At 66.5% G+C, this 24,472-nt stretch carries 26 protein-coding genes; 7 read left to right on the top strand and 19 right to left on the bottom strand.

Translation table 11 applies throughout. From position 1 onward, the window contains the following. Positions 1-6: 6 nt before the first annotated feature. Positions 7-915: a LysR substrate-binding domain-containing protein gene (locus QRN34_RS17460; protein WP_285406505.1), complete on the bottom strand. Its 909-nt coding sequence runs from the start codon at positions 913-915 to the stop codon at positions 7-9. 89 nt (positions 916-1,004) lie between these two features. Here QRN34_RS17460 and QRN34_RS17455 point away from each other — a divergent pair, with 89 nt between their 5' ends. After that, entirely contained in the window at positions 1,005-2,012 is a 1,008-nt protein-coding gene (locus tag QRN34_RS17455; RefSeq protein WP_285406475.1) for a putative sulfate exporter family transporter, read from the top strand. Here QRN34_RS17455 and QRN34_RS17450 read toward each other — a convergent pair. The 4 genes from QRN34_RS17450 to QRN34_RS17435 are packed head-to-tail and all read right to left on the bottom strand — an operon-like array spanning position 1,972 to position 6,053. After that, positions 1,972-2,880, bottom strand: coding sequence for an arginase family protein (locus QRN34_RS17450; RefSeq protein ID WP_285406474.1), 909 nt, complete (start codon positions 2,878-2,880; stop codon positions 1,972-1,974). The genes QRN34_RS17455 and QRN34_RS17450 overlap by 41 nt on opposite strands. Continuing rightward, entirely contained in the window at positions 2,858-3,922 is a 1,065-nt protein-coding gene (locus QRN34_RS17445; RefSeq protein ID WP_285406473.1) for a GNAT family N-acetyltransferase, read from the bottom strand. The genes QRN34_RS17450 and QRN34_RS17445 overlap by 23 nt, the downstream gene beginning before the upstream one ends. 14 nt (positions 3,923-3,936) lie before the next feature. After that, complete coding sequence (locus tag QRN34_RS17440) at positions 3,937-5,343, bottom strand: aminotransferase class III-fold pyridoxal phosphate-dependent enzyme (protein ID WP_285406472.1); 1,407 nt, start codon at positions 5,341-5,343, stop codon at positions 3,937-3,939. After that, the gene (locus QRN34_RS17435) at positions 5,340-6,053 is read right to left on the bottom strand and encodes an MtnX-like HAD-IB family phosphatase (protein ID WP_285406504.1); all 714 of its coding nucleotides are present in this window, start codon (positions 6,051-6,053) and stop codon (positions 5,340-5,342) included. The genes QRN34_RS17440 and QRN34_RS17435 overlap by 4 nt, the downstream gene beginning before the upstream one ends. Positions 6,054-6,189: 136 nt before the next feature. Here QRN34_RS17435 and QRN34_RS17430 point away from each other — a divergent pair, with 136 nt between their 5' ends. Further along, the gene (locus QRN34_RS17430) at positions 6,190-6,951 is read left to right on the top strand and encodes a MipA/OmpV family protein (RefSeq protein WP_285406471.1); all 762 of its coding nucleotides are present in this window, start codon (positions 6,190-6,192) and stop codon (positions 6,949-6,951) included. 16 nt (positions 6,952-6,967) lie between these two features. Here QRN34_RS17430 and QRN34_RS17425 read toward each other — a convergent pair whose 3' ends face one another. The 8 genes from QRN34_RS17425 to QRN34_RS17390 all read right to left on the bottom strand — a co-directional run bounded on the left by QRN34_RS17425 (position 6,968) and on the right by QRN34_RS17390 (position 13,770). Beyond that, a complete protein-coding gene (locus QRN34_RS17425) occupies positions 6,968-7,282 on the bottom strand; it encodes a non-heme iron oxygenase ferredoxin subunit (protein WP_285406470.1) in 315 nt (104 codons plus the stop codon). Continuing rightward, the gene (locus QRN34_RS17420) at positions 7,279-7,812 is read right to left on the bottom strand and encodes a GNAT family N-acetyltransferase (RefSeq protein ID WP_285406469.1); all 534 of its coding nucleotides are present in this window, start codon (positions 7,810-7,812) and stop codon (positions 7,279-7,281) included. Before QRN34_RS17420 ends, QRN34_RS17425 begins: the two co-directional genes overlap by 4 nt. Before the next feature lie 223 nt (positions 7,813-8,035). Beyond that, positions 8,036-9,283 carry a cysteine desulfurase gene (locus tag QRN34_RS17415; protein ID WP_285406467.1) on the bottom strand — a complete coding sequence of 416 codons (1,248 nt, stop codon included), beginning with the start codon at positions 9,281-9,283 and terminating at the stop codon, positions 8,036-8,038. A gap of 18 nt (positions 9,284-9,301) precedes the next feature. Beyond that, positions 9,302-10,627: a Fe-S cluster assembly protein SufD gene (sufD, locus tag QRN34_RS17410; RefSeq protein ID WP_285406466.1), complete on the bottom strand. Its 1,326-nt coding sequence runs from the start codon at positions 10,625-10,627 to the stop codon at positions 9,302-9,304. Continuing rightward, a complete protein-coding gene (gene sufC, locus QRN34_RS17405; protein ID WP_285406503.1) occupies positions 10,624-11,409 on the bottom strand; it encodes a Fe-S cluster assembly ATPase SufC in 786 nt (261 codons plus the stop codon). The genes sufD and sufC overlap by 4 nt, the downstream gene beginning before the upstream one ends. Positions 11,410-11,429: 20 nt before the next feature. Next, complete coding sequence (locus tag QRN34_RS17400) at positions 11,430-11,840, bottom strand: ACT domain-containing protein (RefSeq protein WP_036137276.1); 411 nt, start codon at positions 11,838-11,840, stop codon at positions 11,430-11,432. A 2-nt stretch (positions 11,841-11,842) separates the two neighbouring features. Then, the gene (gene sufB, locus QRN34_RS17395) at positions 11,843-13,303 is read right to left on the bottom strand and encodes a Fe-S cluster assembly protein SufB (protein ID WP_036137278.1); all 1,461 of its coding nucleotides are present in this window, start codon (positions 13,301-13,303) and stop codon (positions 11,843-11,845) included. A 14-nt stretch (positions 13,304-13,317) separates the two neighbouring features. Further along, on the bottom strand, positions 13,318-13,770 hold the full coding sequence (locus QRN34_RS17390; RefSeq protein ID WP_285406465.1) for an SUF system Fe-S cluster assembly regulator: 453 nt from the start codon (positions 13,768-13,770) through the stop codon (positions 13,318-13,320). A gap of 320 nt (positions 13,771-14,090) precedes the next feature. Here QRN34_RS17390 and QRN34_RS17385 point away from each other — a divergent pair, with 320 nt between their 5' ends. Both QRN34_RS17385 and QRN34_RS17380 read left to right on the top strand, forming a co-directional pair. Beyond that, the gene (locus QRN34_RS17385; protein WP_036137283.1) at positions 14,091-14,429 is read left to right on the top strand and encodes a P-II family nitrogen regulator; all 339 of its coding nucleotides are present in this window, start codon (positions 14,091-14,093) and stop codon (positions 14,427-14,429) included. Further along, positions 14,419-15,753 carry an ammonium transporter gene (locus QRN34_RS17380; RefSeq protein WP_285406463.1) on the top strand — a complete coding sequence of 445 codons (1,335 nt, stop codon included), beginning with the start codon at positions 14,419-14,421 and terminating at the stop codon, positions 15,751-15,753. The genes QRN34_RS17385 and QRN34_RS17380 overlap by 11 nt, the downstream gene beginning before the upstream one ends. Before the next feature lie 79 nt (positions 15,754-15,832). Here the strand turns inward: QRN34_RS17380 and QRN34_RS17375 are convergent, their stop codons facing one another. Beyond that, positions 15,833-16,057 carry a hypothetical protein gene (locus tag QRN34_RS17375; protein ID WP_285406461.1) on the bottom strand — a complete coding sequence of 75 codons (225 nt, stop codon included), beginning with the start codon at positions 16,055-16,057 and terminating at the stop codon, positions 15,833-15,835. A gap of 194 nt (positions 16,058-16,251) precedes the next feature. Between QRN34_RS17375 and QRN34_RS17370 the strand changes: the two genes are divergently transcribed. Beyond that, on the top strand, positions 16,252-17,670 hold the full coding sequence (locus QRN34_RS17370; RefSeq protein WP_285406459.1) for a nicotinate phosphoribosyltransferase: 1,419 nt from the start codon (positions 16,252-16,254) through the stop codon (positions 17,668-17,670). A 71-nt stretch (positions 17,671-17,741) separates the two neighbouring features. On the opposite strand, the gene QRN34_RS17365 is transcribed toward QRN34_RS17370, so the two are convergent. After that, on the bottom strand, positions 17,742-19,019 hold the full coding sequence (locus tag QRN34_RS17365) for a nucleotide sugar dehydrogenase (RefSeq protein ID WP_285406457.1): 1,278 nt from the start codon (positions 19,017-19,019) through the stop codon (positions 17,742-17,744). 140 nt (positions 19,020-19,159) lie between these two features. On the opposite strand from QRN34_RS17365, the gene QRN34_RS17360 reads away from it, so the two are divergent. Continuing rightward, positions 19,160-20,173 carry a phosphotransferase gene (locus tag QRN34_RS17360; protein ID WP_285406453.1) on the top strand — a complete coding sequence of 338 codons (1,014 nt, stop codon included), beginning with the start codon at positions 19,160-19,162 and terminating at the stop codon, positions 20,171-20,173. Further along, on the top strand, positions 20,170-20,844 hold the full coding sequence (gene murU, locus QRN34_RS17355; protein WP_285406449.1) for an N-acetylmuramate alpha-1-phosphate uridylyltransferase MurU: 675 nt from the start codon (positions 20,170-20,172) through the stop codon (positions 20,842-20,844). Before QRN34_RS17360 ends, murU begins: the two co-directional genes overlap by 4 nt. A 13-nt stretch (positions 20,845-20,857) precedes the next feature. Here murU and QRN34_RS17350 read toward each other — a convergent pair whose 3' ends face one another. The 4 genes from QRN34_RS17350 to QRN34_RS17335 form a co-directional block, all read right to left on the bottom strand. Beyond that, positions 20,858-21,085, bottom strand: coding sequence for a hypothetical protein (locus QRN34_RS17350; RefSeq protein WP_036137300.1), 228 nt, complete (start codon positions 21,083-21,085; stop codon positions 20,858-20,860). Between the two features lie 88 nt (positions 21,086-21,173). Further along, positions 21,174-22,211: a flagellar motor protein MotB gene (gene motB / locus QRN34_RS17345; RefSeq protein WP_285406446.1), complete on the bottom strand. Its 1,038-nt coding sequence runs from the start codon at positions 22,209-22,211 to the stop codon at positions 21,174-21,176. A 6-nt stretch (positions 22,212-22,217) separates the two neighbouring features. Further along, a complete protein-coding gene (gene motA, locus QRN34_RS17340; protein WP_285406444.1) occupies positions 22,218-23,072 on the bottom strand; it encodes a flagellar motor stator protein MotA in 855 nt (284 codons plus the stop codon). A gap of 80 nt (positions 23,073-23,152) precedes the next feature. Continuing rightward, positions 23,153-24,466 (bottom strand): PAS domain-containing sensor histidine kinase, encoded by a 1,314-nt coding sequence (locus QRN34_RS17335; protein ID WP_285406443.1) that lies wholly within the window; start codon positions 24,464-24,466, stop codon positions 23,153-23,155. Positions 24,467-24,472 lie beyond the last annotated feature (6 nt).

The following is a 24,472-nucleotide window of genomic DNA, read 5'->3' as shown; positions in this document are numbered from 1 at the left end:
GGCGCCTCACGCCGGTGTCGCATCGCGCCAGCCGCGCGGTGCGAGCGTGGCCAGGAAGGCTTCCAGCACGGCACCGCGGTAGCGCTGCCGGTGCAGCAACAGCGTCAGTGTGCGCCGCAGGTCGAGGAACGGCGTGGGCAACACCACCAGGCGCCCTGTGGCCCGCGCATCGGCGATCGCCACCTCGGGCAGGCAGGCGATGCCGAGCCCCGCGATGACGGCCTGCTTGATCGCCTCGGCCTGGTCCAGTTCGAGCACGGTACGCCCTTCGGGCAGTTCGGCCAGCGCCCGTTCGCTCAGGGCGCGCGTGGCCGAGCCGCGCTCGCGCAGCACCCAGCGCTCGCCGGCGAAATCCTCGCGGCGCAACCGTTTCTTTCCCGCCAGCGGATGCCCCGGTCGGGCACAGACCACCAGCCGGTCGTCGCGCCAGGGCCGCGCCTCGATGGCGGCGTGCGTCACCGGGCCTTCGACGCAGCCGATGTCGAAGTCGTGGTCGAGTACGCCCTGCGCGATACGCGCCGTATTGGCGACGCCCAGGCGCAGGGCGATGCCGGGATGGATCGCCGTGAAGGGCCCGAGCAGCTCGCCGACCAGGTAGTTGCCCACGGTGTTGCTCGCCCCGATACCCAGCTCGCCGGTGAGTTCGGCGACGTCGCCGGCGGCGCGCCGGCCGAACTCCGCGTGGCGTTCCACCAGTTCCTGGGCCAGGGGCAGCAGCTCGCGGCCACGATCGTTGATCCGCAGGCGGCCGCGCTCGCGCACGAACAGCGCGGCGCCGAGCTGCCGCTCCAGCTCGGCCAGCGCCATGCTGGCCGCCGGCTGGCTGAGGAACAGGCGTCCGGCGGCCGCGCGAACGCTGCCGGAAAGAGCGATGGCGACGAATACCTGTAGCTGGCGCGGACTGATCGCTTGCATAAGCTTCACTTATACGCTCGATAAGGCATTTTCAATATCCTTATCGAACCAGCAACGTGACAATGCGGGCCAGTCCAGGAGTCATCCCGATGCCGGTTCGTTCCGCCACCACCCCGTCGCGCCTGCCCGGCGTCCTTCTCGCCGTGGCGGTGGCCGCGGTCGCCTTCGGCCTCGGTCGCCTGGTGCCGCTCATCGGCGGTGCCGTGTTCGGCATCGTGCTGGGCATCCTCGTGCGCCATGTCGCACCGCCGCCCGCGTCGTTCCAACACGGTATCCGCTTCGCCTCCAAGCAGGTGCTGCAGTGGTCGATCATCGCCCTCGGCTTCGGGCTCAGCCTGACCCAGGTGGCGCATACCGGCCTCGAGTCGCTGTCGGTCACCCTGGTGACGGTCACCGTCGCCGGCCTGGCCGCCTGGGTACTGGGTCGGTTGCTGCGCGTGCACGACACGCTTCAGGTGCTGATCGGTGTCGGCACCGCGATCTGCGGCGGCTCCGCCATCGCCGCGGTGGTGCCGATCATCAAACCGGACGAGCACGACACCGCGTTCGCGATCTCCACGATCTTCCTGTTCAACCTGGTGGCGGTCCTGCTGTTTCCGCTGCTGGGCCACCTGCTGGGCTTGTCCGACCTCGGCTTCGGCCTGTGGGCGGGCACGGCGATCAACGACACTTCGTCAGTGGTCGCGGCCGGTTACAGCTTCAGCCACGCCGCGGGCGACTACGCCACCATCGTCAAGCTGACCCGCGCCACCCTGATCATTCCGATCAGCCTGGGCATCGCACTGATCGTGGCGTGGCGGCAGAAGCGCAGCGGCGCCAGCGATTTCAGCCTGGCCCGGATCTTTCCGTGGTTCATCCTCTGGTTCCTGGTGGCGTCGGGTATCCGCACGGCCGGCCTGGTGCCCGAGGCGCTGCTACCGATGATCCACTTCGTGGCCGAATGCCTGATCGTGCTCGCGCTGACCGCCATCGGCCTGTCGGCCGACCTGCGCCGTATGGCGGCGACGGGCCCACGCCCGATCCTGCTGGGCCTGGGCGTATGGGCTGCGGTGGCGATCAGCAGCCTGCTGGTGCAACACCTGATCGGACGCTGGTAACCGGTGCGTCGGCGCCGATAGCCGCGAGCAGGCGCAGGTTCAACGCGTGTTGCTGGGCCTGCCAGGTGGCCAGGCGTGCCTCGTCGATGCTTTCCTGGCCGTCCATCGCGCTGAGCTTGCGCTTCCACCAGCTGGCGTAGGTGTAACGGGATATCTCACCCGTGACATCGCTGCCGATGACGCGGCCACGCAACATGGCGAGCATGGCTTCGCCACCGGACTCGCTGAGCGTGCCCTGGTCCCAGTTGGTCATGGCCACCTCGGGTGCATAGGCGTCCTTGTCGATCGACAGGTACACCGGCTCGGTGCTGTGCGCCTGCAGGGAGACGAAGGCATCCACCATGGCCTGGCTGGTCGGGAACGCGCGGAAGCGCGCACCCAGCCCGATCGTGTCCGCCCAGCGCGTATCCACGCCGGTGGACCAGTAGGTGAGCTTGCCGGCGCGCAAGGGGCCGAGGTAGTTCTCCCAGGCATGCTTGCGGCCGATGTCGCTCGAGGTGATGCCGACGACATGCACGTGGCTGACGCGCGGCAGCATGGCGACCCGGCGTACCCACGAGCCGCAATGCACGCCGAAGGGAAACCGCATGTTGTCCGGGTGATTGTCCAGCACCACCACCTGGAAGCCCGAGGTGCCCGGCACGCGCTGCACGAGCGGCCAGGTCAGGTGGTGGAAATCGCCGCTGCCGAGGAACACGGTGCCGTGCTCTCGCGGCAACGTCTCGCGGAGGTCGGCGGCGAAGCGACGCAGGGTGGACAGCGAACAGCTGAAGCGGATCGCTTCCTCGCATTCGCGCAGGGGCAGCACCAGCCGGCCCGGTAGTGCGCCGACGGACCCATCCAGGTCAAGTACGACGGGCTTGTGCATCCGCGGCCTCCCACTGGCTGTCGGTTTCGAAGCGATGGGCGAAGCGGCGAAGCACGGCGCGCAGCAGCGGCTGGCGCACGAACACGGCGTGGCGGGTGAGGTGGAAACGCGCACCCAGCGACGCCTTGACGGCGGGGTCCGTCCAGCCGGCGACATAGAACCGCAGGCCCCGCTGGAGCGCGAATTCCAGGTTGACGAACCAGCTGACGAAATAGAGATCCAGCTCGCGCGCCGCCGGATAGGCAAAGCCCACGTACTTGTCGAGCAGCTTGCCGTCGTGCTCGTAGCATAGGTTCCAACCGATCAGCTCGCCATCCACCCGGTAGGTAAACACGTGGCCACCCGGGTCGCGTAACACGGCGGCGAAGAACTCACGCGACAGTTTGTCGAAGTGCACGTCGCTCTGCGCGTAGACGTTCTCGAACAGCGCGTAGAAGGCATCGACGGTATGGTCCGCGGCGAAGGCCTCGCCGGTGGCGAGCGTGTCCACCTGGAGCTTCTCGCGCGAGCGAAGCTTGCGTCGGAGGTTCTTCCGTCGCGACGCCGAAAGGCGACCGAGGTAATCGTCGATGGAGGTGAAATCGATGGGCACATAGGCCAGTGCCTGGCCCTCGACGATGATGTAGCCGTGCTCACGCGCGGCCTCGATGAAGCGCCGCGTCCATGCGCGATCACGTACCGAGGTCAACGGCGAATCCACCGCCAGGTCCTTGACGATCAGCAGCGGGTGGTCGGCGCCGAACGAGCCCGCCCAGCCGGCCGCCACGACGGCGGGATCGCTGTGCGCGTCGAACAGCGAATACTCGGACACGGTGCTGCCCGCGAAGCAGGTGCGCGGCGTGAGCAGGCGTTTGAGCAGGGACTGGAAAGGCATGCCTGCCACGCGCCGACGCAGTGCATCGTCGGCCGTGGTCAGGAGGTCGAACGGTGCCACGAACAGTGGCGACCCGTCGGCGGCGCGGAGCGGGACGAACCCGTGCGGCGGATGGCGTTCGAAGTGCCCGAGCAGGGCATCCGGCTCGAGCTGGTTCACGAAGGCCATCGCCGGGCGACCGGTTATCCGCCGCGCTTGGCCAGCGTCAGCAGCTGGTCGAGCAGTGCGATGGCCAGGTCGATCTCGTCGTGGCTGATGTCGAGCGACGGCGCGAACGTGATCACGTTCTTGTACCAGCCGCCGACGTCGAGCACGAGACCGATCTTCTTGCCCTGGTGGGTCAGGCCGCCAGCCAGGCCGATGTCGACCATGCGGTCGAGCAGCGCCTTGTTCGGCGTGAACCCGTCGTCCGTGCAGATCTCGGCACGCAGCGCCAGGCCCAGGCCGTCGACGTCGCCGATTTCCTTGTGGCGCTTCTGCAGGTCGCGCAGGCCGTCGAGGAAGTGCTTGCCCTTCTCGGCCACGCGCGTGCCGTAATCCAGCTCGTAGCCCATCTTGATCACTTCCAGGCCCAGCGCGGTACCGAGCGGGTTGGAATTGAACGTGGAGTGGGTAGAGCCCGGCGGGAAGATCTCCGGATTGATCAGTTCCTCGCGCGCCCAGATGCCGGACAGCGGATTGAGGCCGTTGGTCAGCGCCTTGCCGAACACCAGCACGTCGGGGTTGACGCCGAAATGCTCGATGGACCAGAGCTTGCCGGTCCGCCAGAAACCCATCTGGATTTCGTCTACGACCATCAGGATGCCGTACTTGTCCAGCACCTTCTTCAGGTCGATGAAGAAGTTCTTCGGCGGGATGACGTAGCCGCCGGTGCCCTGGATCGGCTCGACGTAGAACGCAGCGTATTCGGCCTCGCCGACCTTGGGATCCCACACGCCGTTGTATTCGGTCTCGAACAGGCGCGCGAACTGGCGCACGCACTCGTCGGAGTATTCTTCCGGCGTCATGCCCTTCGGGCGGCGGAACGGATACGGGAACGGAATGAACTGCGCGCGCTCGCCGAAGTGGCCGAAGCGGCGACGGTAGCGGTAGCTGGAGGTGATCGACGAAGCGCCGAGCGTACGGCCGTGATAACCGCCCTCGAAGGCGAACATCAGGCTCTTGCCGCCGCGTGCGTTACGCACCAGCTTCAGCGAGTCTTCCACCGCCTGCGCGCCGCCCACGTTGAAGTGGCAGCGGCCGTCCAGGCCGAACTTCTGCTTCGCGTCCACCGCGATGGTCTTGGCGAGTTCGATCTTGCCCTGGTGCAGGTACTGGCTGGCCACCTGCGGCAGCAGGTCGATCTGCGCCTTCAGGGTGTCGTTGAGGCGCTTGTTGCCGTAGCCGAAATTGACGGCCGAGTACCACATCTGCAGGTCGAGGAACGGGATGTTCTCGCTGTCGTAGATGTAGCTGCCTTCCGCGTGGCGGAAGATCTTCGGCGGGTCCACGTAGTGCACGGTGTCGCCGAAGGAGCAGTACTTGGCTTCGTCGGCGAGCAGCGTCGCATCGTCGATCACGACCTGCGGGTTGCGGGAAAGGATGTTCATGCGGGGAGTTCCTGGGAGATCGTCGCGTGAAGGGGAATGACGGTGTGCGGCGGGAGGCGACCGGCGAGCAGTTCGGGAAGCAGTTCGCGGGCCTCGTCGAAGCTGGCGATGGGGGCGTAGGGAATGCCGGCGGCGCGGCAGTGTTCGATCAGGCGGTTCTTGGCGAAGACGAAATCCACGCGGTCCGCCGCGCAGAAGTCGGACGCGCCGTCGCCGATCAGCAGGGTCTTGCCGCCCCGCGCGTTGGACGCTTCCACGCGGGCGCACTTGCATGTTCCGGCACGGCAACCCGACACGCTGTACGGCGAGGTCAGGCTCCAGTCGCGCTGGCCACTCTGCACGAGGTGGTTGGCGACCGTGGGCAGGGTGTCGATGCCGTGGTTGGCAAGAATCGCGTGGATGGCGTGGTCGAGGCCGTCACTGACGATCTCCATGGGCACGCCATGCTGGATGGTGGCGGCCACGAAACCGGCGAAGCCCTGGTCGATGCGCAGGCTGTCCAGGTGTCGGGCCAACTCGTCCCGGCTCATGTCCAGCAGGGCCACCTGCCCGGCCATGCACACGGCGGAGCCGATCAGGCCCGCGCGCCAGTCGCGTTCGAGTATTTCCCAACCCGGACGCCCGTAACGGTCCAGTAATGAGTCGATGACGTCCTCGACGGCGATGGTGCCGTCGAAGTCGCAAAGGATGTTCCAGGAGGCGGGGCTCAGCACGTCGGATGCGCCGGTGGTCAGGTTGGAAGAAAGGCTAATCGCACATCCTTTCGAAGCCCTTTCCCGTCACCGAAGCATGTCGTAAGGTAGCGTGCGGCATGATTTGCACGTCCCACCGAACGGCTTCCCTCCCATGCGTAGAACCTGCCTCGTCTTCCTGGCCGCCCTGCTGGCGGCAGCCTCCGTGCATGCTCAGGAGGACGGCCCCACCTACGCCCTCGGCGCGGGCGTTCAGCGCATGCCCGCCTGGATGGGCGCGAAAGGCGATCGCAACCAGCCCATTCCGTACATCGATATCGATCTGCCCGGCAAGGGCGAACTGTCCACGGCCGACGGCCTGACCATCGACCTGCTGGACGGCGAGCACTGGCACGGAGGTTTCTACGGCAACTGGCTGTGGGGACGCACGCACAACGATCTGGGCGCACTGGGCGGCAAGGTGGCCTCGCTGTCGCCACGTTTCCAGGGTGGCGGCTACCTCGAGTACGTGTTCGACAAACGCTTCAGCGTCGGCAGCCACGTCGCGCACGATACCGACGGCGCAGGCGCCTATGTCGCCGTGTACGCCGACTACAAGCTGCCGAACGTGTGGTACATCGAGCATTCGCTCGAGTTGCAGGTCGGCGGCATGAACGGGCCGGCGATGCGCCGTTTCTTCGGTGTCACACCGACCGAAGCGGGCAACCTGGGCACGCGTTCATGGCAACCGGGTGCCGGCTGGCAGTCCGCCAACCTGGAGTACGACGCGTTCGTGCCCACATCGCAGCACACGGGCTTCGCCGTAGCGATCTCCTATGGCCGACTGTACGGCGACGCGGCCGCGAGCCCGCTGGTGAAATCGTTCGGCTCGGCTCGTCAGGTCACCGAGACCCTGGCCTTCGTCTATCACTTCTGATCGTTTCTAGAACGGCTCAGCGGTCGTCGCGCGTCCAGATGGCGCCATCGGTTTCCTGCACCGGGAACACCGTCACCGGTTCGTAGGCGGGGGGACAGGTGACCGCGCCGGTGCGCAGGTCGAAGCGCGCGCCATGGCGCACGCATTCCACCTCGAAGCCCAGCACAGGACCGCCGGCCAGCTCGCCGCCGTCGTGCGTGCACACATCCTCGACGGCGTAGAGCTGGCCCTCGATGTTGTATACGGCGATAGCGGTGTCGCCATCCCAGACGACCCGGTGTTCGCCCGGCAGTAGTTCACCGCGCGTGCCGACGCGCACCCAGGTGTTCATGCCTTTACGTCCTTCACCAGATATTCGAAACGCAGGTCGTCACGCTGCGGCAGGCCGAAACGTTCATCGCCATAGGGAAAGGGCTTGGTCTTGCCGGTGCGCCGATAACCGCGGCGCTCGTACCAGGCGATCAGCTCGGCGCGGATGTCGATCACGGTCATCTCGACGCGCTCGCTCGCCCACTCGTCACGGGCGATGCGCTCCACTTCGTCGATCATCAGGCGACCGATCCCCGTGCCCTGCGCCGGTGGATGCACCGAGAACATGCCGAAGTAGCAAACCGGGCCCTGACGCTCGATGTAACAGGAGGCGAGGAGCTGTTCGCCCCGCTCGAGCAGGACGAAACGACCGTCGGCACCGGCCAGGAGCGCCTCGATCTCGGTCACGTCCGTACGTCGGCCATGGAGGAAATCGGCCTCCGTGGTCCAGCCGGCCCGGCTGGCATCGCCGCGGTAGGCGGACTCGACCAGCGAAGCGATCGCCGAGGCGTCGGCGGCTGAGGCGGTACGAAAGATCGGGGATGAAGTCATGGGCCAAGTTTAACGCCGCGACCGCGCCGCGGAACAATGCGATGTCATTCCTACAACGCGCTAGCTGGCCGAGAACTACTATTTATTCGGTTCTTCTCGATTTACCGGGGAGGAGGCGTCGGGTGGTCACCCTCTGCGCTCGGGCAGCGGCCGCAAGCGGCCGAACTCGCGCAGAGTGTGACCACCCAGCGCCTCCTCGCCGCGCCGTACAAGCGACGGCGGGTCAGAGCAGCAGCTTGCGCACCCGACCGATCGCCTCGATGAACGCATCCACCTCGGCTTTCGTGTTGTAGAACGCGAACGACGCCCGCAGCGTGGCCGGGACGCCGAAGAACTGCATCAGCGGGTGGGCGCAATGGTGGCCCGAGCGTACCGCCACGCCCTGCAGGTCGAGCAACGTCGCCATGTCGTTGGCATGCGCGCCTTCGATCAGGAACGAAACGACCGGCTCCTTGTCTTTCGCACGGCCGAAGATACGCATGCCGGGCACGCTTTCCAGCGCGTGCGTGGCATAGGCCAACAGGTCCTGCTCGTAAGCCCTCACGCGATCGAAGCCGAGGCCCTGGATGTAATCGATGGCGGCGCTGACACCGGCAAAACCGGCGATGTTCGGGGTGCCGGCTTCGAAACGGTGCGGCGGATCGGCGAACACGGTGCCGTCGAAACGTACTTCGCGGATCATCTCGCCACCGCCGAACAACGGCGGCATGGTCATGAGGTGCTCCCGCTTCGCCCACAATGCGCCGGTGCCCGTCGGGGCGAGCATCTTGTGCCCGGTCACTGCGTAGAAATCGCAGCCCAGCGCCTGGACATCGATCGGCCGATGCGGCGCCGCCTGTGAGCCGTCGACCAGCAACGGGATGCCGCGCTTGCGGCACTCGCGGGCAATCTCACGGATCGGGTTGACCGTACCCAGCACGTTGGAGACATGGGTGACGCAGGCCAGCTTCACCTCGGGGGTGAGCATACGCACGAACGCCTCGATGATCAGCTCGCCGTCGGCATCGATCGGCGCCGCCTTGACGGTGGCACCGGTGCGCTCGGCCACCAGCTGCCAGGGCACGATATTGGCGTGATGTTCCATCACCGTAGTGAGGATCGCATCGCCGGGCCGCAGACGCGGCATGGCGTAGCTGTAGGCGACCAGGTTGATCGCCTGCGTGGTGCCGGAGGTGAGGATCACCTCGTCGCGCGAGGGCGCGTTGATGAAGCGGGCCAGCGCGTCGCGCGCGCCTTCGTACGCCGCTGTGGCTTCTTCGCCCAGCGCATGCACAGCGCGTGAGACGTTGGCGTTGCGCTCCCGGTAGTGGCGATCTACCGCTTCGATCACCGACAGCGGCTTCTGCCCGGTGTTGGCGTTGTCGAAATAGATCAGCGGCTTGCCGTGCACGGTGCGCGACAGCAGCGGAAAGTCGGCGCGGATGCGCTCGACGTCCAGCGGGAGGACGACGGATTCGGGCTTGGCGTTCATGGCTGGCTCCGTACTTCGTTAGTCGGCGGACGGCCCGGTCGGCAGGTGCGCGACCAGCAGGTCGCCCAGGTGCTCGCGCAAGGCCTCGTTCGGCAGCGATTCCAGCGCCGCGCGGCAGAACGCCAGGGTCAGCAGGCTGCGCGCCTGGGCGAGCGGAATGCCGCGTGAGCGCAGGTAGAACAGCGAGCGTTCGTCCAGTTGGCCGATGGTGGCGCCGTGCGCGGCCTTGACCTCGTCGGCGTAGATCTCGAGCTCGGGCTTGGTGTCGATTTCCGCGGAGGCGGAGAGCAGGAGGTTCTTGTTGCTGAGCGACGCATCGCTGCCGTCGGCACCCTCGGCGACCACGATCGCCCCACGGAACACGCCGCGCGAGCGACCGTTGGCGATGCCGCGCCAGAGCGCGTCGGACGTGGTGTCCCGCGCCTCGTGACGCACTTCCAGCTGGGTATCCGTATGCTGCCGGCCGTCCAGCGCGAACACGCCACGCGATTCGAACCGCGCGCGATCGCCGACCAGTTCGGCCGTCAGTTCGTGGCGAACCAGCGCGCCGCCGACTTCCAGCGCATGCACGGTGGCCGAGGCGTTCGCCTCCAGCCTCACATGGCCACGGCGGAACAACGTGGTGGAGGCCGACGCGTGCTGCAGCAGCACCAGGCCAAGGTGACCGCCGGCGTGCACGACGTGATCGGCGACCACCGTGCCCAGCTGCACGCCGTCACCGACCGACACGTAATGCTCGACCAGATCGACCTGGGCGCCCTCGCCCACCTCGACCCGCATGCGGACATGCCAGGCCGTATCGGGCTGCGCGCCGCTGGACACGTGCACGACGTGCACGGGCGACGCCACCCGGGTACCCGCCGCGACGCGAAGCACCACCCCGTCGGTCGCCAGCGCCGCGTTCAATTGAACGAGTGCGTCGTCGGCATCGTGGCGGAGGCGCCCCGCCAGCGCGAAGCGCAACGGCTCGGCTTCGGTCGCCAGCGCCGCGCCCAGGGGCATCAGCGAGACGCCCTCGAGCGCACTCGTGGCGGACAGGTCGTCGCGATAAACGCCGTCGACGAAGACGAGACGAGGCCCGTCTACGCCCGGCAACGCGAACAAGGCCGGGTCGAGCGCGACGTTCGTCGCGGTGTCGGCGTCGGACAGGCCAAAGGCACGCTGTGACAGCGCGCGCAGTGATGTGTACTTCCACGACTCGCTGCGTGCGCCGGGAAGGCCGTGCGCGGCGAACCGCTGCAGGTGGTCGCGGCGTGCGGCATCCAGCCAGGCGATACCCGTGGCGGGCAAACCGGCCGCGGCATCCAGTGCCGCCCGCACGAACGGGGACGGCGCACTGGTCATGCCGGCGCCCCGGCGAGATCGACCTTGCGCAACTCCGGATGCGTCTCGGCAAGCCACGCATAACCCTGTTCTTCCAGCTTCAGCGCCAGGTTCTTGTCGCCACTCTCCACGATGCGGCCACCGGCCAGCACATGGACGAAATCCGGCTCGATATAGTCGAGCAGGCGCTGGTAGTGCGTCACGACCACGAACGAGCGATCCGGCGAGCGCAGCGCGTTGACGCCACCGGCTACCTGCTTCAGTGCGTCGATGTCCAGGCCCGAGTCGGTCTCGTCCAGGATGGCCAGCTTCGGTTCGAGCACGGCCATCTGGAAGATCTCGTTGCGCTTCTTCTCGCCGCCGGAGAAGCCTTCGTTGACCGCGCGATGCAGCAGTTCGTCGGAGATCTGCATCACCTTCAGCTTCTCGCGGACCAGCTTGAGGAAACGCATGGAATCCAACTCGTCCTCGCCGCGGAAACGGCGTTGCGCGTTGAGGGCCGCGCGCAGGAAGTAGGTATTGTTCACACCGGGAATCTCGACCGGGTACTGGAACGCCAGGAACACGCCGGTGGCAGCGCGCTCCTCGGGCTCCAGCGCCAGCAGGTCGACGCCGTTGAACAGCACGGAGCCGGCGGTGACCTCGTAGCCCTCGCGCCCCGCCAGCACGTTGCCGAGCGTGGACTTGCCGGCACCGTTAGGGCCCATGATGGCGTGCACTTCGCCGGGCTTCACCTCGAGCGAAAGGCCTTTGAGGATCTCCTTGCCTTCGACACGGGCATGGAGGTTGTCGATCGTGAGCATGTGCATGACGTGGCTGTCCATCAGGGCGTGAGGTGCGAGAGCGCATCGAGGGCGTCGTCGCGGCGTTCCCAGGGCACGAACAGGTGATCGTGCAGGAACGCGGATACGGGATTGCAGGGAATGCCGCGCTTCGCGAGCGCAGCGGAAACGGCGGCCATCATGCCTACCGCAGTGAGGCTGGATTGCACGCGCAGGGTGATGCGCGCCCAGAGCATGCGCTCGCCGGCGGCGTCCGCGCTGGGATCCACATCGACGATCAGCGTGGTGCCTTCCGCCTCACGGAACATCATCAGCGCATCGGCCATGCGCTCGCGCGCCTTCTCGTGGGAGACGTGCAGGAAACGCTTCGGCACGGGGTCCATGGCAGGCTCCAGCGCCGCGAGAAGCGCGCGCAGGTCGGTCAGGCCCGGGGCGGAACCGGCGATACCCATCGTCAGCCCACCGCGCCTTCGAGGGAGACCTCGAGCAGCTTTTTTGCCTCGACCGCGAACTCCATCGGCAGCTCGCGGAACACCTGCTTGCAGAAACCGTCGACGATCATCGACACGGCGTCTTCCTCGCCGATACCGCGAGAGAGGCAGTAGAACAGCTGGTCGTCCGAAATCTTGGACGTGGTGGCCTCGTGCTCGACGATGGCCGAGGGGTTCTTCACTTCCATATACGGGAAGGTGTGCGCGCCGCACTTCTTGCCGATCAGCAGCGAGTCGCACTGCGTGTAGTTGCGCGCGCCCTCGGCACCCTTCTCGATCTTCACCAGGCCGCGGTAGCTGTTGGAACTGCGGCCGGCACTGATGCCCTTGGCGACGATCTTCGACTTGGTGCCCTTGCCGATATGGATCATCTTGGTGCCCGTATCGGCCTGCTGGCGATGGTGCGTCAGCGCCACCGAGTAGAACTCGCCGACGGAGCGATCGCCACGCAGCACGCAGCTGGGATACTTCCAGGTGATCGCCGAACCGGTCTCGACCTGGGTCCAGGAGATCTTGGAATCCGCACCGCGACAATCGCCGCGCTTGGTCACGAAGTTGTAGATGCCGCCTACGCCGTTCTCGTCGCCGGGGTACCAGTTCTGCACGGTGGAATACTTGATCTGCGCGCGCTCGAGCGCCACCAGTTCCACCACGGCCGCGTGCAGCTGGTTCTCGTCGCGCATGGGCGCGGTGCAGCCTTCGAGGTAGGACACATAGGCGTCGTCCTCGACGACGATCAGTGTGCGCTCGAACTGCCCGGTGTTGATCGCGTTGATTCGGAAGTAGGTCGACAGTTCCATCGGGCAGCGCACGCCCCGCGGAATGAACACGAAGCTGCCGTCCGAAAACACGGCGGAATTGAGCGCCGCGAAGTAGTTGTCGCCCGTGGGCACCACGCTGCCCAGGTACTGGCGAACCAGATCGCCGTGCTCGCGGATGGCTTCGGACATGGAGCAGAAGATGACGCCTGCCTCGGCCAGTTCCTTGCGGAACGTCGTGCCGACGGACACCGAGTCGAACACCGCGTCCACCGCCACACCGGCCAGCCGGGCGCGCTCGTGCAGCGGTACGCCCAGTTTCTCGTAGGTTTCCAGCAGCTTCGGGTCCACCTCGTCGAGCGACTTCGGGCCGGCCTTGGGCGCCGAGTAGTAGCTGACCGACTGGTAGTCGATCGGTGCGATGTCCAGCTTGGCCCAGTCCGGCGCGGGCATGGTCAGCCAGTGGCGATAGGCTTCCAGGCGCCATTGGGTCATCCACTCCGGCTCGCCCTTGATGGCGGACAGCTGGCGGACGATGTCCTCGCTGAGGCCGGGCGGAAGGCTGTCCGATTCGATATCGGTGACGAAACCCGCCTCGTAGCGGCGGTTGAGCGCTTCCACCACTTCAGCGTTGTCGTGCACCGGCGCTGCCACGTCGCGTGTCATGTTCTCACTCTCATTCATGCGTTTGCCTGCGCAACCGTGGTCGCGTCCTTTGCCGACGCCGCGGGGCGATCGGCCAGCATCTGTGCGAGGGTCATGGCGCGAAGCACGCTGCCGATGGCCCCGGATACCGAGCGCCAGCTTTCGCTGACCCCGCATTGCGACTGGCGCTCGCACTGACCCTGCGCCACGCTGCATTCGGTCATGCCGATGGCGCCCTCGATGGCCTCGACGATGTCGGCCAGGCTGATGGCCTCGGCCGGACGCGCCAGCCGGTAGCCCCCATTGACGCCGCGGAACGACTCCACCAGGCCGGCATGGCCCAGCAGTTTCAGCACCTTCGACACCGTGGGCAATTCCAGGCGCGCTTCCTCGGCGATCTGGGCGGTTCTCAGAACGTCGGCGGGGTGGACGGCGATGCAGGTCATCACCACCGTCGCATAGTCGGTCAATCGGCTGACACGAAGCATGGGGAAAGGGACACAGTCAATACCGGACCAAAATGGTACTGTATTGAGCCTTCTTGTGCAATGCGAGAGGGTCGCCAGCCCCCAGCGACAGGTGCCGGCGGCGAGATACCGCAACGCCGGTCCCGTCCGCCTCCATCCGCGCCGACGACTCACGAAAGCACCATATACGGGCTTTCATTGCACCTTATAGGTGCGATACATCATGAATCTCGTTTAGCGCCCCTCCGGACGCTTTGGGCGCCAACGCTTTCGCCCCTTGCGCCACATGGCATGCATCGTGCACCCAGCTTCCTCAGACAAACCACGGGAAGCCGCGACGCATGAAGTGGATCAACGCGATCATCAAGCCGTTCACGCTGGACGACGTACGCGAGGCGCTTGCCGAGGTCGGCGTCCAGGGCATGACCGTCACCGAGGTGAAAGGCTTCGGCCGCCAGCACGGGCATACGGAGCTCTACCGTGGCGCCGAGTACGTGGTGGACTTCCTACCCAAGCTGAAGATCGAGATCGCCGTGACCGACGAGCAGCTCGAGCGGGCCGTCGAGGCGATCACCACCGCGGCCCGCACCGGCAAGATCGGCGACGGCAAGATCTTCGTCATCGACCTTGAGCAGGCCATCCGTATCCGCACGCAGGAGGTCGACGGCGATGCACTCTAAACCCACCCGCACGCTGGTCGCGACCCTGGCCGCCACCCTCGCCCCGGGACTCGCTTTCGCCCAGGCTACCGCCGCGCCCGCCCGACTGGATTCCGGCGATACGGCGTGGATGCTCACCGCCACGATGCTGGTGCTGTTGATGACCATACCGGGCCTGGCGCTGTTCTACGGCGGCATGGTGCGCGCCAAGAACCTCCTGTCCGTCCTCATGCAGTGCTTCGCCATCACGGCGGTGGTCACGGTGCTGTGGGTGGTCTATGGCTACTCCGTCGCCTTCGACAACACGGGCATGGTGGCGGGCACCACCAACCTGCACTCGTTCGTCGGCGGGCTGGGCCGCGCCATGCTGGCGGGACTCAAGCCGGACAGTCTCTACCTCACGATCCCGGAAGGCGTGTTCGTGATGTTCCAGATGACCTTCGCGATCATCACACCTGCGCTCATCATCGGCGCCATCGCGGAGCGCATGAAGTTCTCCGCGCTGCTCGTGTTCACCGGGCTCTGGTTCACCTTTGTCTACCTGCCTGTCGCACACATGGTCTGGGGCGGACCGGGCTCGTTCCTCGGCGACCTGGGCGTGCTCGACTTCGCCGGCGGCACGGTGGTCCACATCAACGCGGGTATCGCCGGCCTGGTCGGCTGCCTGGTGATCGGCAAACGTCGCGGTTACCCCACGACACCCATGCCGCCGCACAACCTCGGCTATACGCTGGTGGGCGCGAGCATGCTGTGGCTGGGCTGGTTCGGATTCAACGCCGGCTCGGCCGTCGCGGCCAACGGCAGCGCCGGCATGGCCATGCTGGTCACGCAGATCGCCACCGCGGCGGCGGCCATCGGCTGGACGGCGATCGAGTGGCTGACCCATCGCCGGCCGAGCGTCCTCGGCATCGCCTCCGGCGCCGTGGCCGGCCTGGTCGCGATCACGCCGGCCGCCGGCACATGCGGCCCGGGCGGCGCATTGGTACTCGGCCTGGTGGCAGGCGTGGTCTGCTTCTTCTGCGCGACGAAGCTGAGGCGTCGCTTCGGTTACGACGACTCACTGGACGTCTTCGGCGTGCACGCGGTAGCCGGCATCATCGGCGCCCTGCTGACCGGCCCGCTGGCATCTCCCACGCTCGGTGGCTTCGGCACCGTCACCGATCTGCTCGGCCAGTTGTGGATCCAGGGCAAGGGCGTCGGCTTCACGGTCGTCTACAGCGCCGTACTGAGCTACGCCATCTTCAAGGGCATCGACGTGACGATGGGGCTGCGTGTCGACGAGGAACAGGAGCAGGTCGGCCTGGATATCGCGTTGCACGAGGAACGCGGCTACAACCTGTCCTGACCCGCTTGCTGCCATCCGATAAAGAAAACGGGGCCCCATGGCCCCGTTTTCTTTACGACGCTGTGCCGCGCCTACGCGATCAGCGATTCACCCAATGGCACTGCTTCGTGGTGTGGTAGTGCCCGTGATGGTCACGAGCGCGCACCTGCTTGCACACCTGGTGACGATGATGGACAGGATGGTGCGGCGGGCGGTGATCCTGGGCGTTGGCGGCCAGTGGCGCCACGAGGGCGGCGCCAAGAACGAGCAGGCCGAGGACGCGCGAGCGCGAACGGACGGAGCGGTCGGCGGTGGGGGATGTCATGCTGATCTCTCCTGAGGGTGGCCTCAACTTCGCGGTTGCGCGGCGCATAGTCAATACGAAAAAAACGGCTCGCGCGGCCTCGATTCAGCAAGGTGCACCCGGGGCGAAGGAACGTAATTTCTCTCGCCCCCTTGGCCGAGCTTCTGCCACCGTGTCACGTTCCACCCCGTCCCGACGCGAATGGAGCTTCCGTCATGCACTACCTCGACAACCTGATCCTCAATACCGACAGCTACAAGGCCAGCCACTGGCTGCAGTACCCCCCAGGCACCGACGCGACTTTTTTCTACGTGGAGTCGCGCGGCGGCAGTTACGACCGCACGGTCTTCTTCGGCCTGCAGGCGATCCTCAAGGGGAACCTGGAAAAGCCGGTCACCCATGCCGACGTGAACGAAGCGCGCGACTTCTACGCCGCCCACGGCGAACCGTTCAACGAGACGGGCTGGCGTTACATCGTCGACGCACACGCCGGACGGCTGCCGCTGCGCGTGCGTGCCGTGGCCGAGGGCAGCGTGGTGCCGACCCATCAGGTTCTGGTCACGATCGAATCGACCGACCCGCAGGCGTTCTGGCTGCCGAGCTATATGGAAACGTTGCTGCTGAGGCTGTGGTACCCGGTGACGGTCGCCACGATCAGCTGGCAGGTCAAGCAGGTGATCCGCGGTTTCCTCGAGACGACCAGCGACGACGTGGACGCGCAGCTGCCGTTCAAGCTGCACGACTTCGGCGCCCGCGGCGTGTCCAGCAGCGAGTCCGCGGCTATCGGCGGCATGGCGCACCTGGTCAATTTCCGCGGGACCGACACCGTGCAGGGCGTACTGGCGGCGAAGCATTTCTACGCCGAACCGATGGCCGGCTTTTCGATACCCGCCGCCGAGCACAGCACGATCACCAGCTGGGGGCGCGAGCACGAGGTCGATGCCTACCGCAACATGCTGGCCCGGTTCGCCCGGCCGGGCAGCCTGGTCGCCGTCGTCTCGGATAGCTACGACATTTACCGCGCAATCCGCGAGCACTGGGGCACGACGCTGCGCGAGGACGTGATCCGCTCGGGCGCGACGCTGGTCATCCGCCCCGACTCGGGCGAGCCGGTCGAGGTGGTGCACCGCTGCCTCGACCTGCTCGACGAGGCCTTCGGCAGCACGCGCAACGGCAAAGGTTACAAGGTGCTCAACCACGTGCGGCTGATGCAGGGCGACGGGGTCAATCCGCAGAGTATCCAGGCGATCCTGTCCGACATCACCCAGGCCGGCTACGCCGCCGACAACATCGCCTTCGGCATGGGCGGCGCCTTGCTGCAGCGACTGGACCGCGACACGCAGAAGTTCGCGCTGAAGTGCTCGGCGGCACGCATCGACGGCCGCTGGGTGGACGTCTACAAGCAACCGGTGACCGATGCCGGCAAGACATCGCAGCGCGGTCGCCTTACGCTCATCCGCCATGGTGAATACGGCACCTACAAGACGGTCGCCGTGCCCGCGGAGGTGACGCGCATCGACGACATGGCGCTGGACGCCGGCTGGGCGCACGCCATGCGCACGGTGTGGGAAGACGGCCGGCTGGTCGACGAGCAGACCTTCGCCGAGATCCGCGCGCGCAGCGAACGGGCCTGAGCGACGACGATCAGTATCCTCAAGGAACGCGACACACGATACGCGGGCGCCGGCTGACCGGCGCCCGCTGTTCAGAGCCGCCCGTCGACACTCTCCTGCGGCAGTACCGACTTCACGTCGTAGACGACCGCGCCCGGCTTGCCGAAGGCGCGAATCTTCCCGGGACCGAACGCACGGAATTCATCGTGCGCGACGGCGACGATGATCGCGTCGTAGACGCCGTCCTCGATCGCGCCGATGGTACGTACATCGTATTCGCGCAAGCATTCCTCGTCGTCCACCCAGGGATCGTAGACGTCGACGCGCGCCATCGACTGCTTCAGCTCGCGCACGATATCGATCACGCGCGTGTTGCGCAGGTCGGGGCAGTTCTCCTTGAAGGCGAAGCCCAGCACCAGCACGCGCGCGTCGACGATGTGCAGGCGGCGTTCGCTCATCAGCCGGATCACCCGGTCGGCCACGTACGTACCCATGCGGCTGTTGATGCGCCGGGCGGCCAGGATCAGCTCCGGGTGGTAGCCGGTCACTTCGGCCTTGTGCGTGAGGTAGTACGGATCCACGCCGATGCAATGACCGCCGACCAGGCCGGGACGGAACGGCAGGAAGTTCCACTTCGTGCCGGCGGCGTCGAGCACCTCGCCCGTGTCGATGCCCAGTCGGTTGAAGATCAGTGCCAGCTCGTTGACCAGCGCGATGTTGACGTCGCGCTGCACGTTCTCGATCACCTTGGCGGCCTCGGCGATGCGCACCGACGAGGTCTTGTGCGTGCCGGCACGGATGATGGTGCGGTAAAGCGCGTCGACGCGGTCGGCCGCCTCCGGCGTGGAGCCGGAAGTGAGCTTGCGGATGTCCACGACGCGGCGCGTGTGGTCGCCTGGATTGATCCGTTCCGGACTGTAGCCGCAATGGAAATCCACGTTGAACACGAGGCCGGAGCCGGCTTCGAGGAGCGGCACGCAGATCTCTTCGGTGGTGCCCGGATACACCGTGGACTCGAAGATCACCAGGTCGCCCTGCGACAACAGGCCACCCAGCATGCGACACGCCTTCTCCAGCGGCGCCAGGTCCGGTCGCTGCGCCTCGTCGATCGGCGTGGGCACGGTCACGATATAGACGTTACGGTCGGCCAGGTCGGCTACCTCGCCGGTGTAACGCAACTGCGCGGCGGCGGTCAGCGCATCGCCGGTCACTTCCCGCGTGTGATCGTGGCCCGCGCGCAATTCGGCGAGCCGGGTGGGGGCGATGTCGAAGCCGAGAGTGTCGAAATGGCGGCCGAACTCCACCGCCAGCGGCAGTCCGACGTAGCCGAGGCCGATAATGCCGATCCGCGGTTCAGGGATGAGAGCCATGGTGCGCCCGGGTTTCCAAAGAACCGAAGCGTACACGGCGGAGCGGCGGCTTAATACCACTTGCCGGACAACCCGTCGCGCCATGACACGCCCGCGCAAAGCCTCTAAGCTCGTTGCACGACCGCCTGCACAGATCTTCCATGACCGCTACCGACGACCGTTCCGTCGCCCGTCTCGCATGGGCGCGCCATGCCACCGGGCAAGCCACGCTCACCCTGGAGCCTGCGTCCGCCGATGCCAGCTTCCGCAGCTACTGGCGCGGCCATGTCGATGGCCAGCCCGTGATCGTCATGGATTCCCCACCCGCCCTGGAAGACCCGGCGCCGTGGGTGGCCATCGGCCAACGCCTCGCCGCCGCGGGGCTGCACGTGCCGACGGTGATGGTGGCCGACCTGGCGCAGGGCTTCCTGCTGATCGAGGACCTGGGCACACGCACTTACCTGCCGGAGCTGTCCGACACCACGGTAGATGCCCTCTACGGCGACGCGCTGGATGCCCTGCTGCGCATGCAGTCGCGCGTGGATACCTCCGGCCTGCCCGCCTTCGATCACGCCTGGCAGACCATGGAAATGGAGATCATGCCGACCTGGCTGCTGGAACGGCACCTGGGCGTGACCCTGGACTGCGCCGACTGGGAGATCGTGGAGCAGGCGTTCACCGTGATCCTTCGTACGCTCGCCGAGCAGCCGCGTGCCTTCATGCACCGCGATTACCACAGCCGCAACCTGCTGGTCACGGTGGACCGTTCGCCGGGCATCATCGATTTCCAGGGCGCGATGTCCGGACCGATCACCTACGACCTGGCCTCGTTGCTGCGCGATGCGTACATCGTCTGGGACAACGAGCGGGTGGAGGGCTGGGTAGAGGCGTATCGCCTTCGGCTGCTGGATGCGCGCCTGCTCGATGAAACCGTGGATACCGATCGCTTCCGCCGCTGGTTCGACCTGGCCGGCCTGCAACGGCATATCAAGATCCTGGGGCTGTTCTGCCGCCTTTGCTACCGCGACGGCAAGCCCGGTTACCTGCACGACCTGCCCCGCGTATGGCGCTACGTGCTGGAGACGGCACGGCGCCATGCGGACATGGCACCCCTGGCCGACCTGATCGAGGCACGCATCGACGCCCGCGACCTGACACGGGCACGCCAGCCGTGAGGCACGCGCTGATCCTTGCCGCCGGCCGCGGCGAACGCATGCGCCCGCTGACCGACCGCACACCCAAGCCTCTGCTGGATGTCCACGGCAAGCCGCTGATCGTGCACCACCTGGAGAAGCTGGCCGCCGCCGACGTACGCTACGTCGTCATCAACACGTCGCACCTGGCGGATCGGTTCCCCGAAACGCTGGGCGACGGTTCACGCTGGGGCGTGCGTATCCGCTATTCCTACGAGGGGCCGACTCCGCTCGAAACCGGCGGCGGCATGCTCAAGGCGCTGCCGCTGCTGGGGCCGGAGCCGTTCATCGTGGTCAGTGCGGATATCTGGAGCGATATCGACTACGCCACCCTGCCCCGCGAACCGCAAGGACTGGCGCATCTGGTGATGGTGCCCAACCCCGGCTTCCATCCGGCGGGCGATTTCGCCCTGGCGGACGGGATGCTACACGACGACGGCCATGCACCGGCGGGCGCCGAACGCCTCACCTTCGGCAATGTGGGTGTGTACCGGCGCGAGCTCGTGGCCGGCGAAAGGCCGGGCGCTTTCAAGCTGCTACCGATGTACCAGCGGGCCATGGCGCAGGGGCGCCTGCACGGCGAGAAGTTCGAAGGCTTCTGGCGCAACGTGGGCACGCCCGCGCAACTGGATGAACTTCGCGCAGCGCGATAGACGCGGGCGTCGCTTACTGCACGGTCACCGTGCTCAGTTCACGCAGACGCTCGTGTCCCATGGCGAAGGCCTGGTTGAACGCGCTGGTGATGTCGTTGAAATCGTGCGTACCGGTATTGGCTTCGATCTCTTCGCCGACGTGATCCAGTATCCGGTAACTTGCGCGATACACCTGCTCGCCATCGACACCGCTGTGCTTTACCGCCTTGGCGACCACTCTGAACTTGTTCTGGTTTTCCATTGCCACTCCTCCCCCTGGTGCATGACCGATACTGACCGGGGAAGATGACCGTTGCAAGTGACTTCGGCGACGCCACGATGGCGCCGTGTCAACTGCGCGGGGAACCTTCCACGGCAACGTTCGTGGTGTTGCCGGCAACGGCGGCGGGCGCTTGCGAGGCCGGGACGATGCCCACGTCGTGCGTCACATGCTGGGCCTCGGCCGGATGCAGCGCCGGTACCTGTGGCAGCGCCTCCGGTTCGGTGGTGGCAACATCCGACGACAGCGCGGCCTTGGCGGCCTCGTGGGTCATCACCACGATGCTGATGCGGCGATTGATCGGCGCGGAGGGATCGTTCTTGTCGAACGGCACGGACGCTGCCAGGCCCACCACGCGCGCCACCTTGTCCGGCTGCATGCCACCCTCGGTTAGCGTGCGGCGCGCGGCGTTGGCGCGATCCGCGGACAGCTCCCAATTGCCGTACGCACTGTCGGCGCGGATATAGGGCGCGTTGTCGGTGTGGCCGGAAATGCTGATCTGGTTCGGCACCTGGTTCACGAAGCCGGCCAGTTCGTGCAGGATCTGCACGGTGTAGGACTTGAGCGCGCCACTGCCCGTGTCGAACATCGGGCGGTTTTGCTTGTCGACGATCTGGATGCGCAGGCCTTCGGAAGTGATGTCCAGCAGCAACTGATCCTTGTAGGGCGCCATGGCCTGGCTCTTGGCGATGGCCTCCTGCAGGTCCTTCATCAGCTGCTCGAGCCGGCGCTTTTCCTGCGCCTTGGCCAGTTTGTCCTGTTCCGCCGCCGCCGGCGACGGCTTGGCGAAGGCCTGTTGATCGCCCGGACCCTTGGGCAGGTCCATCGCGCCGCCCAGCTTGATCATGCTGGTGCTGGCGCCACCCGGGCCCATCTTGCCCGACGGCGCCATGGTCGACTGGCCTGGGGTGAGGCTGGGGTTCTTGAAGTACTCGGAGACGGCGGCGCGCTGCTGCTTCGTGCCCGCGCCCACCAGCCACATCACGAGGAAGAAGGCCATCATCGCGGTCACGAAGTCCGCATACGCGACTTTCCACGCGCCGCCATGGTGGCCGTGGCCGGCCGCCTTTTTCTTGCGGACGATGATGACCTGCTTCAACTCGCTCATCGACGGTTACCGCGCAGCCTTCAGGTGGGCTTCGAGATCCTGGAAGCTGGGACGCGTGCCGGACTGCAGGGACTTGCGCGCGAACTCCACCGACACCATGGGGTTGTAGCCGCGCAGGTTGGCCAGCAGCGCCACCTTGACGCACTCGAAAGCCTTGCCGTCTGTGCTCACACGCGCTTCCATCGCGGCAGCCAGCGGACCGATGAAGCCGTAGCAGAGCAGGATGCCGAGGAAGGTGCCCACCAGCGCCCCGGCAATGTGCTCGCCGATGACCGCGGCTTCGCCGTCGATGGATTTCATCGTGATGACGATACCCAGCACGGCGGCGACGATGCCGAAACCCGGCAGGGCATCGGCCATCTTCTGTACGGCGTGCGCCGGCGCGGCGGCTTCGTGGTGATGGGTTTCCAGCTCGACGTCGAGCAGTTGCTCGAGTTCGTGCGGGTCCATGCTGCCGCCGACGATGAGGCGCAGGCAGTCGGTGATGAAGTCGATCAGGTGGTGCTCGGCGACCAGGCGCGGATAGGCCGAGAACAGCGAGCTGTTCGCCGGGTCCTCGATGTGCGACTCCATGCCGAGCTGCCCCTCCTTGCGCATCTTGATGAAGATGTCGTAGAGCAGCGACAGCAGGTCGACGTAATCCTGCTTGCGGTATTTCGGACCCTTGAGCAACGCCATGGCGTCACTCGCCGATGCCTTGACGATGTCCAGCGAATTGGCACTGATGAACGCCCCGATGGCGCCACCGAAGATGATGAGCAACTCGTAAGGCTGCCAGAGGGCACCGATGGACCCGTGTGAAAGAACGTAGCCGCCCAGTACGGAGACGAGGACGACAATGGACCCGATGATGACCAGCATGACTTGCTTCCTCCTAACCCTTCGCTTATCGGCAGATCGGGCCGCGAGTTGAGCCGCTTCGTCAGCGCCCGGTCAGGATGTCACTCGCCGGATTCCAGCGGACCGGGGTAATGCGGGAAGACCAGGCGGATACGGGTACCGACACCGGCATCGCTTTCGATCTCCACACCGCCACTCGCCTGCGCCACAGTGCCGTAGACCTGGGCCAGGCCGAGGCCCGAGCCGCCGGCCTTGGTGGTGAAATACGGCTCGAACAGGCGCTGGCGCACCTCTTCGGACATACCGCCGCCGGTATCGGCCACGCTCACGAACACCTGGCGCAGGGTGGCGCGCTCGCCGACAGCGGCGGCGAAACGTGTGTCGCCCATGCGCTCGCCCACCTCGATCACGATGGTGCCGTGACCGTTCATGGCGTCACGGGCGTTCAGGCAAACATTCATCAGCGCCTGCTCCAGACCCTGGCGATCGAGCCATACCGGCAGGGGGCCCGGAGGGCACACCACGTCCACACCGACGCCGCCGCCCATACCGTGACGGGCGAAGTCCGCAAAGCCCTTGACCAGGCTGCCTACATCCACGGGTTCCGGCCGCAAGGGCTGGTTCCGCGCAAACGCCAGCAGCCGCCGGGTCAGCGCCGTGGCATGCCGGGCGCCCTCCGTCGCGTAGGCCAGCATGCGGCGATGACGGGGGTTCAGCTCGGCGGCGTCTTCCTCCAGACCCGACAAGCTCACGATCACGGTTTGCAGCATGTTGTTGAAGTCGTGCGCGATGCCGCTGACCAGTTGGCCGATGGCCTGCTGTTTCTGGGCCTGCAGCGCGCTGGCCTCGGCCAGGTCGCGGCCGTGATGAGCCATGGCCAGCTGCTCGGCGACCCCGGCGAGGCGATTCTCCGCATCCCGGCGCGCGCCATGCTCGGACTCGAAGCGTTCCATCAGGGTGCCGTACCGGGTGGATGCGCTGGCCGAGCGAGCCACGGTCTCGTTGAGGCGCTCCTGCAACAGCTCGTTGATCGCCTCGATGGCGGCCTGCACCTCGACCCGCTCGGTGACATCCCGGCTGATGACGATGAAATGGTCGATCCGGTCGTGGGCGATCACGGGCGCGATCATCACCTCCCACCAACGGGCGCTGCCGGCGTTGGACGGGCGCGCCGCCACGAAGTCAACGCGTTCGCCGCTGGCGGCGCGGTCGAGCACCCCCGCCACCATGCTGCGCGCTTCCTCGGGCCACAGATCGACCCAGTGCATGCCCAGGAGGCGCTCCGGGTCGTCCGCTACCAGGCTGTGGGCGCCCTGCCCCGCGACGAAACGGATGACGCCCTCGCTGTCGAGCTCCTTCATGCAATCGGCGGATGCATCGACGAATTGCCTGTACAGCCCATCCACGCTACTCATGACCCG

The organism is Luteibacter sp. ME-Dv--P-043b (genome assembly GCF_030209605.1).
In the GTDB taxonomy this organism is placed as follows: domain Bacteria; phylum Pseudomonadota; class Gammaproteobacteria; order Xanthomonadales; family Rhodanobacteraceae; genus Luteibacter.
This window is presented reverse-complemented; position numbering and strand designations above follow the sequence as displayed.